The organism is Parablautia muri (genome assembly GCF_009917485.1).
Taxonomy (GTDB): domain Bacteria; phylum Bacillota; class Clostridia; order Lachnospirales; family Lachnospiraceae; genus Suilimivivens; species Suilimivivens muri.
This window is the reverse complement of record NZ_QZDT01000013.1, coordinates 77,515-90,923: the sequence shown is the minus strand read 5'-3', so window position 1 is coordinate 90,923 and position 13,409 is coordinate 77,515. Positions and strand designations below refer to the sequence as shown.

The window sequence follows — 13,409 nt, the reverse complement described above, 5'->3', positions numbered from 1 at the left end:
ACTAAACGCTTAGTTGAGTGTCACAAATTCAGTTATTACCTGTCGAATCAGTACATTTTTCTTCATGTTCCAACTGTATCACATCTGAAATGTCACAATCCAAAGTTTCACAAATTTTCGTCAGCGTTTCCATACTGATGTGCTTTCCCTTTCTCATGTTGGCTATCATATTTGTGGTCAGGCCAGCGGTAAGCCTTAAATCCTCTTTCCTCATGTTGCGCTCTATCAGTGTGTGCCAGAGCGGTTTGTAGCTGATATGCATTTTTCTCCCTGCCTTTCTGCCCCGGATGGGCGCTTGCCTCCATGATATCAGGTTTCTTGCTAACTCACAAATATTTCTTGACGGTATCATCGGTTCCGTTCGGATTGTGCTTTTCCTTTCCTCTTTTGATTACCTTTAATTAGCCATGACCTGTTTCACAGTTGAGCGAGGAAAGACACGGCATAAACTTAATTTTTTAAAGCAATTGTAAAGCAGTTCTGAATGGTATATACTGTTTTCTATAGGACATTACCCCTTGCGAAAAAATAATGGGATACGAACAGATGGACTACTATACTTCGGTCAAAGGTTCCGTGGAGCGTTAAAAACAATTATAAATTTGAACTTGGAGGGTAGTTATGTACGAAAGAATGATGAATAAACAAGTCATGCCGACAACAGGAGAAATGGCGGAGTATTGTGCAGAAAATGCAGAACGTTTTTCCATGATAAATGATTGGCTGACGACTGCTTTTCACACGGAATGGAAAGTGGTTTTTCCCTATGGGAATCATTATGGTTGGGGAATAGGACATTATAAAAAGAAAAAGCTTATGTGTAATATCTTTGCTGAAGCCGGTGCATTTACCGTTATGATAAGATTGACAAATGTTCAATACAAAAGGATTTATGCAGAGATGAAAAAATACACGCAAGAATATATTGATCATAAATATCCTTGTGGTGATGGCGGCTGGATACATTATAGAGTTATATGCCAAGAACATTATGAGGATATAAAAAAACTGTTAGAGATTAAATGTTTGTGATGGTTCACGCTAACTTCCATGTTGCCGCTTTGCGGCAACACGAGTCTTGATGAAAAATGCCGGCCTTTTGAGGTGTTTTCAAGACATTCTACTGAGTGTGAAGCTTTAAAAATTCTTAAGCCCCGTTAGTTGCAGCGGGGCTGCTTACTTGGCATCTATTTCCACTTTACAAACAAACGTACGTTTGCTACTATTGATACAAACTTATGTTCGGGAAAAGAGGCGAGAAGGAATGGAAGGAAACGTAAACAGAGAAGGACAGAAAAAGATAGGAGCATTATCTCCTGTAAATATACCAATCCAGATGATTTGCGGGATGGATACGACAGGCAGCATTACCCCAATCCGATTCCGTTTTCAGACAGACGAGGATAGTATAGAAACGATCCACATACAGAAGGTTGTATCACGGGACGAGAAAAATTACGTGGGAATCAGGGAAATCCGCTTTATTTGCATGGCGCTGTTCAGCGGCTTACAGAGAATTATGGAAATCCGGTATAGCGTGGAAAGCCAGAAGTGGAGAATCTTCCAGTTCCTTTCATGATGGACAGGGAAATTTATATTTTTCATATTGACGCCAACAATGCATTTTTAAGCTGGACAGCGGCATACAGGGTAAATATACTGGGAGAGAGGGAGGATTTAAGGAATATCCCGAGTATTATCGGAGGCGATCAGGAGAAGCGGCATGGCATTGTGCTTGCCAAAAGTATTAGGGCCAAGAAGTATGGGATTCAGACAGGGGAGGCTATCGTAACAGCAAGGCAGAAATGCCCGAATCTTGTGGTGCTTCCTCCCGATTATGGGCTGTATGTGAAAGCCTCAAGAAGCCTGATCGCAAAGCTGAAGCAGTACTCGGATCAGGTTATCCAGTATTCGATAGACGAGGCATGGTGTGTGTTTGACGGCTTTGAGGAACTATATGGCAAGGGGCAGATGAAGAACTTTGCATACCGCCTGAAAAATGAAATCCGCGGCGAGCTGGGGTTTACCGTGAATATTGGTATTTCCACCAATTTCCTGCTTTCTAAAATGGCCGGCGGCTTGTCAAAGCCGGATAGGGTTCATACCTTGTTCCCGGAGGAAATTGAAAAAAAGATGTGGCCGCTTCCTGTTTCAGAGCTTTTCTTTGTAGGACGCGCCACCACGGCTAAACTTCACAAATTAGGAATTTACACAATAGGCGATTTGGCGAAAGCGGATGACAAGGTGATAAGGGCGCATTTAAAAACGCCGGGTTTCATCATTCAGGGATATGCCAGGGGAATGGATTTGGAACCTTATATATTTACCCATGAGGCGAACAAAGGGTATGGGAACAGCCTGACGGCGCCTGTGGATATTACAGATATGGAATATGCCAGGCATTTAATCCTTTCCCTGTGTGAGACAATCGGCGCAAGAGTGCGGGAGGATAATGTGCGTATCAGTCAGGTCAGCGTCCATATCACCACCAATGAGTTTGGGCATGGAAGCAGGCAGATGCAGTTGCTGGCGGCAACGGATGTGACGGAAGAAATATTTGGGGCGGCATACCGGATATTGGGAAAGCTCTGGGATGGAAAAGTGCCAATCAGGCAGATAGGAGTGCATACTTCCAGGGTGCAGACGGACGCCGGCCGGCAATATAATTTTTTTGATTTAGAAAAATATGATAAGCTGGAAATGCTGGACAGGACGGTAGATAAGATTCGGAGGAAATATGGGGAGGACGCCGTTTTCCGCGCGAGCTTTCTTAAGAGTAATGTATCCCATATGAGCGGCGGGCTGAATAAGGAACGCCGGTCGGGGGTAACAATAGGGATAAACGTGGAGGGTGAGAAGACCCGGATCATTTAAGGAATGCCCAAAGCGCAAAAAGCGGCAAAGGAAAGGAAAAATATGTGCGGACGTTTTTATATGGACGATGAAACCGCAAGGGAAATTGAAAAAATTGCGGAGAAAATAGACTGGAAAAGGGCAAAGACAGGGGATGTATATCCTTCCGACCTGGCCCTGGTGCTGAAAGGGGACAGCGGCAGAATGGTTTCCCAGGTGCTGAAATGGGGATATGAAGCAAAAGGAAAAGGCGGGGTTATTTTCAATGCCAGAACAGAAACGGTACGGGAAAGACCGATGTTCCGGTATGATTATGAATCCCATCGGTGCATTATACCGGCGAAAAAGTTTTATGAGTGGAAAAAGACACAAGCCGGACAGAAAGAGAAATATGATTTTTATGCACATGGAGAGGTATTATTCCTGGCGGGCATTTACCATAAAGACCCGGACGGAGACAGGTTTACCATTTTGACCCGCGGGGCCGAAGGGTGTATGGAGGAAATTCATAATAGGATGCCGCTGATTTTAGCAAAAGAGGATTTGAAAAAGTGGCTGTTTTCCACAGAGGAGGCGGTTAAACTTATGGACAGACATTTTGAAAAGCTGCTAAGAAAGAGAAGTGGGGGAGGGGAATACAGGCAGCTTAGTTTATTTCCACAGCAATGAGTTAAGAGGATGCGAAGCATCCTTTTTTTAATTTGCCTGTAACAAACTGCGTTTAAAAAGAACTTACATATAGAGGCGCAAAGAGCGAAGGTTTCTGTCAAAAGATTGATTCACATAAGAGGTGATGTGGAGTATGATATTGTTGTTTGTGCAGTATCGCAGGCAGAGCTTGTGATATGCGGGGGTATCAGGATGAAGAAAGTAGAAATAAATGAGCTATACCAGAAAAATGCGGCAATGGTCTATAAGTATCTATGCGGATTAACCCAGGATACCGGACTTGCGGAGGAATTGACGCAGGAAACATTTTTCCAGGCAATCAAAGGCATTGACAGGTTCAGAGGTGACTGTAAGGTTTCCGTCTGGTTATGTCAGATTGCCAAAAAGCTATGGTATAAGGAGCTTGAAAGAAGAAGCAGGCGCAAAACCGTGGAGTTAGATGATACAATACCTTCCGGTGAAAACATTGAGGACAAATGTTTGAAGCGCCTGGAGAAAATAGAAATCTTCCGCCTTATGCACAATCTGGATGATGTAACGAGGGAAGTGATGTATCTGCGGACTGCAGGGGATTTACAGTTTTCTGAAATCGCAGACATTATGGGAAAAACAGAAAATTGGGCAAGGGTAACTTATTATAGGGGAAAACAAAAATTGATGAAAGGAATGGAAAAATGGACAGAGAATTAGCATGTGAAATTGTAAAGGATTTGCTGCCTCTTTATGTGGACGGCATGGTAAGCGATGTTTCGAAAAGGGGTATAGAACAGCACTTAGAACATTGTACGGATTGCAGTGAGAATTACCAAAGTATGATATTTCATCTGGAGAAGGATGCACAGCCGTCAGAGGTTGGGGATGTAAAAAGATTTTTGAACAAAACAAAACGAATGTTTTTTTTCTATGGTTTGTGCGGTCTTAGCCTTATTGCAATCCTTGTGTGTATGATTGTGGATTTGGCGCTCAATAAGGGAACTACGTGGTCCTTGATAGTGGGAACGGCCGTTCTGTTTGCAGATGTTCTTATATATGCCCTTTTGGCCAGCAGGAAAAATAAAGGCTGCTTTGTGATGTCTGTGATTAGCGTTGGCACATTTTGTTTGCTTTCGGTTATACAGATTACCGTATATTATCTTATGGATGCGGGAACGTTTTGGATTTTCCGCTACGGTTTTCCAATCATGCTGTCGTGGCTGGGAATCGTTTGGCTTCCAGTGGCTGCAAGGACATTTTTTAAATGGAATATCTGGAATTGTATTGCCTTATTTCTGCTGCTGAGTATCATAGGGAATTACATTACCAGATTGATTACGGGAGATTATGTGTGGGATGATATATCTTCCATACGGTATTTTATGGGCAATGCATTTGGGGAGCTGATTGGCGCAATGGTGTTTGGAATCATTGGGAGAATGAATAAGCGGAGGGAGTAATTACACCTCCGCTATTCATGCAGCTCCAGCGGCAAACCGTCTGGGTCAAAGAAAAATGTCATCTTTTTATTTGTATAGGCATCAACCCGTATCGGTTCACATTCGATACCAAGTTTTTGCAATTCCCAAACAGTTGCAGCTACATCATCAACCTTAAAGCTCAAATGCCGCAGGCCGCATGCTTCCGGCCTGCTTACTCGCTTGGGCGGATTTGGTTCCACAAAGATTTCCAGCTCAATTGCATCTAAAGAACCGCCCAGACTTAAATCTATTTTCCAATCGCTGCGGTCTTTCCGATAATTTTCCCGGATTATCTCAAATCCCAGCTTGTTAACATAAAAGTCTTTTGCAGCCTCATAATCGGACACAATGATTGCAACATGGTGTATTGCTGAAAGCTTCATAGCAGTTCTCCTTCATAATATCTATGTATTCTAAGGGCCTTTAACGCCTTTTCCATTTCCCGAATAAGGTCTTTTTATAACGCCCCAGGGCTTCGCTGGCGCCCGGGATTTTTTTATCTGCCGCTTTTTGATAGCAGGAGACAGCCATAGAGATATCCTCAGCTACGCCTACTGCTTTATCATACATATCGCCTAAGAACATCCAGGCCTGGCCGTTGTTTGCCTGAGCAGCTTCCTCCAAAAGACGCTTTCCACGAATCATATCCGCACTGATGCCCTGGCCGTAGAGACAGCAGTAGCCCATCAGTTCCTTAGGGTAATCCTGGTTCTCACTTATGAGCCTGTTCATCATGCGGACAGCCATCTCATAGTTGACCAGGGTTCCACGTCCCCAAAAGTAACACTGTGCAAGGTAGCTTTTGACAGCCTGATGCCCCCTTTGGTAAGCCTGATCGAAACAGCGGAAGGCTTCATTATAATCTGTGGCGCAGCCCCACCCGTTGTAATAGCAGCGTCCGGCGTTATAGCAGCCATACGCATCACCGGCATCAGCCGCCATGTTAAAAAGCTGCAGCGCTTTTGCATCATCTTCTTTGGCGCCCCTGTCGCCATACAGATAGACCAGTCCCAGGTCAACGATACAGACGCTGACGCCATCCCGGACGCCTCGTTCGCACCAGCGGATTGCATCAGCATGCCGTTTTAATCCCTGATATTCCAGGATAAAAGAATGGTAGTAATCCCGCATATCCACCTTGCCGTCCATGGTTTCCGCCCAGCGCAGGGCTTCCTCTAAGTCTTTTGTCACGCCGTTTACACCATTGCGCACGCTGTTGAAGGCATTCCGGAAGGAGGGCAGACACCCCTGGGCAGCCGAGAGACGGAACCATTTTAGGGCCTGTGCGGCATTTTCCTTTTCGTATTTTGCGAAATCCTCTCTTGAGGGCTTTTGGAAATTCAGCAGCATATCGCCCCAGAAATAAAACAGGCCGATAGCATATTGTGCCATGGGCTCGCCGCTTTCAGCCATGGACATAACATCGTTAAAGGCATCCTCTAAAGTTCCGGTCATAGCATTTTTGACATCGCCCTTTAAAATGTCCATGCGGTCCGCACCCAGCACACAAAGCGAGCTGCCCAGCTCAATGCCGCGCTTTGAAAGCTTTTTCGCCTTCTTTTCATTCGATGTTACATTTCCATCGCCCCAGCCATAGCATCTGGCCAGGAAATAGAAGGCATGAGGTTCTTCGTTTGCCACCGCTGTTTCTAAAAGCTGTACGCCCTCGGCAAATTGAGAGGGATCCGACTGAAAATAGAGCAGGCGGAGTCCTTGACATAAAGTATCTGAGTAGTAACGTTCCATATAAATCCCCTATTCTTGCCAGCAACCCGCAAATTTGGGTGCAAGCACAAATTTGTTGTGTGAAAAACTGATTCCCGCGAGAGTCAGGTACTTTGCTGCTTTGCAGCGTGTGCTCCGTAGCGCAAGCTTGATACCTGTTGCCTGAGGCGGGAATTTACCACAAAGATATAGTACAGCATTTCGGATTCCTTTACAACCATTGCGAATGATTTTTACTATCCATTATCTATAATGAAAGGCTATAAACAGTAGCAAATTATTGCCGATAAAGGGGGAAATTTGTACATACAGTCTCGACAAAAACGACAAGAAGTATTATAATTAGAATAATTCTAAAATTAAAGGCGGTGTAGAGGTGACGAAATATGCGGAACTGATATTGGAGCTGATAAATCAGTCTAAAGACCATATGACGGCAGAGCAGCTTTTTTTAGAACTGAAAAAAAGAGAGCCCAAAGTGGTTCTGGCTACCGTATATAATAATTTAAATACTTTGTGCCAGGAAGGATTCATACGTAAAATGTCTATAGAAGGTTCATCTGACCGCTATGATAAAATCGAGAAACACGACCATCTTGTATGTAAAAAGTGCGGTATGCTATCGGATATAAGGTTTGAAGATTTGACAAAAAAACTGGAGAACCAGCTGGGAGAAGATATTTTATCTTATGATTTAAAAGTATTTTACCTCTGTCCAAAGTGCAGAGAAGAAAACAAACGCCGCCACGCTCCGCAAACCGGCTTATTGTAACAAACGCCGCCACGCTCTGCGAACCGGCATATTGTAACGAACGCCGAAACGCTTTACGGGATATTCTAATGCAAAAAAATGGACAGCACGCTTTGCGAACTGGTCTTATGTTCATAAAAGGAGGTATTTACAATGGTTTACAAATGCAGTATCTGCGGATATGTGTATGATGAGGAAAAAGCCGGAAAGCCCTTTTCCGAATTGATACATTGTCCTGTCTGCAAACAGCCGCCAGAGAGATTTAAAGTGGTGGAATGCGAAAAAGAGCCATCGACCCTTGACGTTGGCAGCGGGGCAGAGGACAGGCCCCAGGGGCCGGATCTAAGCTATCCGAAGGAAACAAGGAAGACGGATAGCGATTACCGGTATATGAGAGAGATACAGGAAATGGCTGTTACGGGAAAGCCGGCGATTGAAGCTATGGGCACAAGGATGAAAATGCCAAATTGGGATGATGTGCTGGTGCTTGGCGCTCAATTAAATCCAATGCCCTTAGATGAGCACGCAGATGTGTCTTTGAAAACGGTCATCGGCAAGCATGCCAAAAAACCCATGGTACTTGATATGCCGGTGTATATTTCCCACATGTCCTTCGGCGCTCTTTCCAAAGAGACGAAAGTGGCGATGGCAAGAGGAAGCGCGGCGGCTGGCACGGCAATGTGCAGCGGCGAGGGCGGTATCCTTCCACAGGAAAAAGAGGCGGCATATAAATATATCTTTGAATATGTGCCCAACCGTTACAGCGTTACGGATGAGAATCTGAAAACATCCGATGCCATTGAGATCAAAATCGGACAGGGAACCAAACCCGGAATGGGAGGCCATCTGCCCGGCGGGAAAGTAACACCTGAAATTGCGAAAATCCGTAATAAACCTCTTGGGGAAGATGTGATCAGCCCTTCAAGATTCCCCGGAATAAACAGCGCCCAGGATTTAAAGAATCTGGTAAGAGAGCTGCGTTCGCGAAGCGAGGGAAGGCCTATCGGTATCAAGATTGCTGCCGGACATATTGAAAGGGATTTGGAATTTTGCATTTATGCGGAGCCTGATTTCATTACCATAGACGGGCGGGGTGGCGCAACAGGAGCATCCCCTGCGATTATCAGGGATTCCACCAGCATTCCCACCATATATGCGCTTTACCGCGCAAGAAAGTATCTTGATTCCATTGGATCGGATATAGAGCTTGTGATCACAGGAGGACTTAGGGTTTCTTCCGACTTTGCAAAAGCGATTGCAATGGGAGCGGATGCTGTGGCAATTGCCTCAGCAGCTATGGTGGCGGCTGCCTGTCAGCAGTACCGTATCTGTGGCAGCGGAATGTGTCCGGTGGGAGTGGCTACCCAGGATGAAAAGCTACGGGCAAGATTACATATTGACGCCGCGGCAAAGCGGGTGGAGAATTATCTTAAATGCAGTGCGGAGGAATTAAAGACATTTGCAAGAATCACAGGCAATGAGGATATCCATGGGCTGTCCATTTATGACCTTTGTACAATTAACAAAGAGATATCAGAACACACAAATATTGCACATGCAGGCGAAGCGTATATGCCATCCGGCATCCCGGATAAGAATGAATCCGGCGGTTTGGCTAAAAGCGGGACCTTAAGTATGTCATCAAACACCATCAAGGAGGAAAGAAACATGGCAAAAACAAAGTATGCGGGAACACAGACCGAAAAGAATCTGGAGGCGGCATTTGCAGGAGAATCCCAGGCAAGGAATAAATACACCTATTTTGCATCTGTGGCTAAAAAAGAAGGTTATGAGCAGATTGCAGGGCTGTTTTTGAAAACGGCAGAAAATGAAAAAGAGCATGCAAAGATGTGGTTTAAGGAGCTGAAGGGAATCGGCGATACCAAGGAAAACCTTGCGGCGGCAGCGGACGGCGAAAATTTTGAATGGACAGATATGTATGAAAATTTTGCCAGGACAGCGGAGGAAGAAGGATTCCCTGAGCTTGCGGCGAAATTCAGACTTGTGGGAGAGATTGAAAAGCATCATGAGGAAAGATACCGGGCGCTGCTTAAAAATGTGGAGACGGCAGCCGTATTTGAAAAGAGCGAAGTGAAGGTGTGGGAGTGCCGCAACTGCGGGCATATAGTAGTGGGAACCAAGGCGCCTGATGTATGCCCTACCTGCAATCATCCCCAGAGTTATTTTGAAGTACATGAAGAAAATTATTAATTAGGCCATCAAAGGCGGATAAGGCCGGAACGTTTTTTGGCAAACAATACGTTCCGGCTTTTTGTTACTTCCTAATTTTATGAAAAAGACAAATAAGATAAATATCACATATGCAGAATACAACACACATTACAACAGCGTAGATATAGCAACCACCGCAGGCTATTTTTTGCGAATTGACTGTTGGGATGTGCCATAAATGCCCTTGCTATTGATGAACCATTAGAATATGCCCGTCTTTATCTTGAAGGCAATATGCAGATGTGGGTGGATGCAGAAGATTCTATAGAATTGTGGTAATACCTTGCCCCTTGTAAAGAGAGGTTCAGTCTATGCTTCTCTTTATTTTTGAATTATAATTCTTACATTCTGATTCCTGAACACACAATCGCTTATAATATTTGATGCTTTCCCTATCTCTTTTAAAAATAGTTGTATCAATAAGCTGTAATTGATTTTCTTCAATAGGTATCATCAGATAAAAATTCAGGACGCCTAGTAGCTCCCCATTTATCTCAATCTTTGAAAAATCCATATAATTTTTCATTTTTTTATGCTTTTCTTTTGGCGATGAGAGTGGTATACAATATTTATGAGTTCCACAAATAATAACAATTCCAACGAAAACCCTGTTATCCTTTCCCGCCTGTGGTGAAACAGAAAGCACTTTATCATCTATCTATTATGTAGATTACGGATATATTTCATATCCAGCTTGTATAATTTAAAATCCGTCTGCATATATCTTCTCGTTAAAAATGGCTATGCGTTTCCACATAGCCATTTGTGTAGTAACTCCATTAGAGTTGCTAACGCTTTTAGCAGTCCACTTTACGGTAGGACTCACCACTAATAGTATAATACCATACCATTGAGAATAGTCCACTTTTTTTGATAATTATCTCATGATAAAATAAAGTTACTATTCACGGTCTGAGAGCCGCTCATAGTAACATTCGGGGCGATAATCCAAGTTTCGCTTCGCAAAAATCGCCCCTCACACCTGAATCACGTTCTCACGGAATGTGCAGTAAATGCGCATTCCTGACCCGTGAAAAGTAACGAAAAGTACCATGATTTGAAACTTTTGCTGATTTTTCATTCTATTTGTGATAGAGTATAAGTGTATGTTGCACTGAGTTCCGAATATGTATCCAAAGATTGTTTAATAAACCTTATCCAATCGAAACGGGTATTTATCCTAAATATATTTTGTACGCTGTGGTATGAGGCCAAAGAGGAAATAGATGCTGCCGGATAGGCAAAATTGGAATTTGTGGAGAGATGAGAAATGATAATTAAGAACAGATACCCTGTTTGTGAGTATGACACAAGCAGAAACCCGATGATTAAGCCGTCAGATTTTTTATCTAAAACCCTTCCCTCTAAATGTGTTATCACATTTTTTAGGAAAGAGCTTAATCAGTTTGTTGAGGATAAAAAGCTTTCTGTAATCGACTATCTTTATTCCGAGGTTTTAGACATTCCTATTTATGAGTATAACACACCCAAAGAAAAAATTTGCATTACAATGCCCTTTGCCACCGCCCCTGGTGCGGCAGGAACAATCGAAGAATTATACGCTATGGGATGCAATAAATTTATTGTTTGTGGCGGCGCAGGTGCAATGAAAAAGGATTCTTTAGCAGGAGAAATTTTCGTCCCTACCGCTGCTGTCAGAGATGAGGGAACATCTTATCATTACTTAGAGCCTTCCCGTGAAGTGGAATGTCATAAAATGGCCATAGATGTTATTACTTCCGGCCTGGAAAAATTAGGGATACCATATACGACCGGGAAAACATGGACAACAGATGCCATGTATAGGGAAACGCCTGAAATGATTACGCTAAGAAGAAAGGAAGGCTGTGTAACAGTTGAAATGGAAGCCGCAGCATTTTTTGCGGTGTCCAAGTACTACGATATTCCTTTAGCCCAATTGCTTTATGCAGGAGACGATGTAAGCGGTGAAAAATGGGACGCCCGAAATTGGAATAACCAGGAGAGTGTGCGCTCAAATATGATTTTTACTGCGATTAAACTAATGGAAGAACTATAAAAATAATGAAGCGGTTTTAACGGACCGGGGAAATTTGTGCAGGAACAAATTTATCCGCAGACGGCAAGAATGGGGGATTTAAGATGAAAGAAGAAAAGAACCGGAAAGCACAAAGGATAGAATTCCGATTTGGGAAAGTGGGAAGTATGGCGCCGCTTGTTGTGGCGGCGACAATGATTCTGTGGGCGGCCTTTAGCCAGTCCAACGTAAACGGGTATGTGCTGGCGTTTTTTGCAGCGCTGGTGATGGGGGTTATCTTTGCAAAGGATGAAAAGGCCTACGGAGAGGCTCTGGTGCATGGCTTAAGTAAGCCAATGTTTGCCGTGATAGTGCTGGCGGTGATACTGGCGGCAGTTTCAGGCAAGCTGATTTCGGCCAGCGGGGTCGTGCAGACGATCGCGGCATATGTGATGGCAGCAGGTTTTACAGGCAGGCTTTTTGTGGCGTCAACTTTTCTGATTACTTGTCTTTTGGCATTTGCTACAGGGACCTCGGTAGGCACTTATTTTGTTGTGATTCCGATTTTATTTCCGGTAGGCGTGATGGCGGGGGTGGCGCCGGAGTTTATGATAGGCGCTATCGTGTCGGGAGCTGCATTCGGGGATAACTTAGGGCCGATTTCAGATACCACCATTGCATCCTCCGCAACACAACATGCGGACCTGGGAACTGTGGTGAAAACCAGGACACGCTACAGCCTGCCTGCGGCAGCAGGGGCGCTGATTTTGTTCTTATTGCTTTCCAAAACCGTAAGTAAAGGGCCGGTGATGGATGAAGCAAGCGGCGGGGCCAATCCGCTTAGCCTGATTATGCTGGTGGTGCCGATGGTGATCATTACGCTTTGCATGATGCGAAAGCATTTGATTACGGCCCTGTCCTTTGGCATTCTGGCAGGAATCACCGCTGGGCTGCTTTTTGGTATTTACAAAGTGGAGGACCTTATTGCATTTCCCGGAGGGTTTTCTGTGTCGGGGGCAATCATAGAAGCCATCACAGGGACAGTTGGCACGGTATCAATGCTGATTGGCGTGTTTGCCCTTTTGGGCGTGCTGGAATGGGGCGGATTTTTTGAGGATGTGGGAGCGCTCCTTTCGCGTCTTGCCAAAAACGAGCGCAGCACAGAAGCAACCATTGTGTTGTCTGTGGGGATACTCAGCATGGTCACAGGGGTAATTTCGGTGGCCATTGTAGCCCTGGGCGATTTGATTCATGAAATTGGGGAAAAAGCAGGGGTGAACCGGTACCGCCGTGCGAATTTGATGGACTGTACAGGCTGTGTATTTTGTTTTCTGGCGCCATGGACAGTGCACTGCGTGATACCGGCCCAGCTGACCGCTTCATTTGGGGAAGGCTTTGCAATTGCACCTGGGTCGGTGCCTTTTGTGAATTATTATTCCCTTTGTATGTTGGTGATACTGGCAGCGGCAGTGGTTTTGGGATATGGAAGGAAACCGCCGAAAGGAGCGTAAAAACATTGTACTCTCATGGCCTGTGCAGTGAATGCATAGGCTTTCTGCTTGCATGGTTACTTTTCATACGTTGACCAGAGGACGCTTGAAAAAAACAAATATTCCAACGTCACCATGCTTTCGCTCTGTAAAAACGTAGCAGACGCTAGGTTCGAAAGAACCTCACCAAGCGCTGACGTTTTTCCAAGCTGTTTATTAGCTAACGTGTGAAAGGTAAC

The 13,409-nt window shown here is 44.5% G+C and carries 14 protein-coding genes and 2 pseudogenes; 12 read left to right on the top strand and 4 right to left on the bottom strand.

Annotated elements, in window-relative coordinates; all coding sequences use genetic code 11:
- Positions 1–28 precede the first annotated feature (28 nt).
- The gene (locus D5281_RS09785; RefSeq protein WP_277935272.1) at positions 29–262 is read right to left on the bottom strand and encodes a helix-turn-helix domain-containing protein; all 234 of its coding nucleotides are present in this window, start codon (positions 260–262) and stop codon (positions 29–31) included.
- A 359-nt stretch (positions 263–621) separates the two neighbouring features.
- On the opposite strand from D5281_RS09785, the gene D5281_RS09780 reads away from it, so the two are divergent.
- The 6 genes from D5281_RS09780 to D5281_RS09755 all read left to right on the top strand — a co-directional run bounded on the left by D5281_RS09780 (position 622) and on the right by D5281_RS09755 (position 4,955).
- A complete protein-coding gene (locus D5281_RS09780; protein WP_160559974.1) occupies positions 622–1,032 on the top strand; it encodes a DUF3788 family protein in 411 nt (136 codons plus the stop codon).
- A gap of 232 nt (positions 1,033–1,264) precedes the next feature.
- Positions 1,265–1,579, top strand: a complete 315-nt coding sequence (locus D5281_RS09775; protein WP_160559973.1) for a hypothetical protein — start codon at positions 1,265–1,267, stop codon at positions 1,577–1,579.
- The gene (locus tag D5281_RS09770) at positions 1,576–2,874 is read left to right on the top strand and encodes a DNA polymerase Y family protein (RefSeq protein WP_160560000.1); all 1,299 of its coding nucleotides are present in this window, start codon (positions 1,576–1,578) and stop codon (positions 2,872–2,874) included. The genes D5281_RS09775 and D5281_RS09770 overlap by 4 nt, the downstream gene beginning before the upstream one ends.
- A gap of 3 nt (positions 2,875–2,877) precedes the next feature.
- A complete protein-coding gene (locus D5281_RS09765) occupies positions 2,878–3,522 on the top strand; it encodes an SOS response-associated peptidase (RefSeq protein ID WP_160559972.1) in 645 nt (214 codons plus the stop codon).
- A 192-nt stretch (positions 3,523–3,714) separates the two neighbouring features.
- The gene (locus D5281_RS09760; RefSeq protein ID WP_160559971.1) at positions 3,715–4,212 is read left to right on the top strand and encodes an RNA polymerase sigma factor; all 498 of its coding nucleotides are present in this window, start codon (positions 3,715–3,717) and stop codon (positions 4,210–4,212) included.
- Positions 4,197–4,955 carry a zf-HC2 domain-containing protein gene (locus D5281_RS09755; RefSeq protein ID WP_160559970.1) on the top strand — a complete coding sequence of 253 codons (759 nt, stop codon included), beginning with the start codon at positions 4,197–4,199 and terminating at the stop codon, positions 4,953–4,955. Before D5281_RS09760 ends, D5281_RS09755 begins: the two co-directional genes overlap by 16 nt.
- 11 nt (positions 4,956–4,966) lie before the next feature.
- Here the strand turns inward: D5281_RS09755 and gloA2 are convergent, their stop codons facing one another.
- Complete coding sequence (gene gloA2, locus D5281_RS09750) at positions 4,967–5,359, bottom strand: SMU1112c/YaeR family gloxylase I-like metalloprotein (protein WP_160559969.1); 393 nt, start codon at positions 5,357–5,359, stop codon at positions 4,967–4,969.
- 40 nt (positions 5,360–5,399) lie between these two features.
- Positions 5,400–6,722 (bottom strand): tetratricopeptide repeat protein, encoded by a 1,323-nt coding sequence (locus D5281_RS09745; RefSeq protein WP_160559968.1) that lies wholly within the window; start codon positions 6,720–6,722, stop codon positions 5,400–5,402.
- A gap of 355 nt (positions 6,723–7,077) precedes the next feature.
- Between D5281_RS09745 and D5281_RS09740 the strand changes: the two genes are divergently transcribed.
- The 4 genes and pseudogenes from D5281_RS09740 (at position 7,078) to D5281_RS09725 (ending at position 9,963) form a co-directional block, all read left to right on the top strand.
- A complete protein-coding gene (locus D5281_RS09740) occupies positions 7,078–7,473 on the top strand; it encodes a Fur family transcriptional regulator (protein ID WP_330584924.1) in 396 nt (131 codons plus the stop codon).
- A 132-nt stretch (positions 7,474–7,605) separates the two neighbouring features.
- Positions 7,606–9,012: pseudogene (locus D5281_RS09735) on the top strand (glutamate synthase-related protein); the annotation flags it as partial.
- Positions 9,013–9,120: 108 nt separating this feature from the next.
- Positions 9,121–9,663, top strand: coding sequence for a rubrerythrin (gene rbr, locus D5281_RS26915; protein ID WP_160559998.1), 543 nt, complete (start codon positions 9,121–9,123; stop codon positions 9,661–9,663).
- A gap of 97 nt (positions 9,664–9,760) precedes the next feature.
- A pseudogene (locus tag D5281_RS09725) lies at positions 9,761–9,963 on the top strand (DUF6061 family protein).
- A 25-nt stretch (positions 9,964–9,988) separates the two neighbouring features.
- On the opposite strand, the gene D5281_RS25555 reads toward D5281_RS09725, so the two are convergent.
- Positions 9,989–10,330: a type III toxin-antitoxin system ToxN/AbiQ family toxin gene (locus D5281_RS25555; protein WP_330584922.1), complete on the bottom strand. Its 342-nt coding sequence runs from the start codon at positions 10,328–10,330 to the stop codon at positions 9,989–9,991.
- A 624-nt stretch (positions 10,331–10,954) separates the two neighbouring features.
- Between D5281_RS25555 and D5281_RS09715 the strand changes: the two genes are divergently transcribed.
- Both D5281_RS09715 and D5281_RS09710 read left to right on the top strand, forming a co-directional pair.
- Positions 10,955–11,722 (top strand): nucleoside phosphorylase, encoded by a 768-nt coding sequence (locus D5281_RS09715; RefSeq protein ID WP_160559967.1) that lies wholly within the window; start codon positions 10,955–10,957, stop codon positions 11,720–11,722.
- 83 nt (positions 11,723–11,805) lie between these two features.
- On the top strand, positions 11,806–13,191 hold the full coding sequence (locus D5281_RS09710; RefSeq protein WP_160559966.1) for a Na+/H+ antiporter NhaC family protein: 1,386 nt from the start codon (positions 11,806–11,808) through the stop codon (positions 13,189–13,191).
- Positions 13,192–13,409: the final 218 nt, after the last annotated feature.

Coding starts and splice junctions, on each gene's coding strand:
- D5281_RS09785 (WP_277935272.1), bottom strand. CDS start 262: ATGCATATCAGCTACAAACCGCTCTGGCACACACTGATAGAGCGCAAC.
- D5281_RS09780 (WP_160559974.1), top strand. CDS start 622: ATGTACGAAAGAATGATGAATAAACAAGTCATGCCGACAACAGGAGAA.
- D5281_RS09775 (WP_160559973.1), top strand. CDS start 1,265: ATGGAAGGAAACGTAAACAGAGAAGGACAGAAAAAGATAGGAGCATTA.
- D5281_RS09770 (WP_160560000.1), top strand. CDS start 1,576: ATGATGGACAGGGAAATTTATATTTTTCATATTGACGCCAACAATGCA.
- D5281_RS09765 (WP_160559972.1), top strand. CDS start 2,878: ATGCCCAAAGCGCAAAAAGCGGCAAAGGAAAGGAAAAATATGTGCGGA.
- D5281_RS09760 (WP_160559971.1), top strand. CDS start 3,715: ATGAAGAAAGTAGAAATAAATGAGCTATACCAGAAAAATGCGGCAATG.
- D5281_RS09755 (WP_160559970.1), top strand. CDS start 4,197: ATGGACAGAGAATTAGCATGTGAAATTGTAAAGGATTTGCTGCCTCTT.
- gloA2 (WP_160559969.1), bottom strand. CDS start 5,359: ATGAAGCTTTCAGCAATACACCATGTTGCAATCATTGTGTCCGATTAT.
- D5281_RS09745 (WP_160559968.1), bottom strand. CDS start 6,722: ATGGAACGTTACTACTCAGATACTTTATGTCAAGGACTCCGCCTGCTC.
- rbr (WP_160559998.1), top strand. CDS start 9,121: ATGGCAAAAACAAAGTATGCGGGAACACAGACCGAAAAGAATCTGGAG.
- D5281_RS09715 (WP_160559967.1), top strand. CDS start 10,955: ATGATAATTAAGAACAGATACCCTGTTTGTGAGTATGACACAAGCAGA.
- D5281_RS09710 (WP_160559966.1), top strand. CDS start 11,806: ATGAAAGAAGAAAAGAACCGGAAAGCACAAAGGATAGAATTCCGATTT.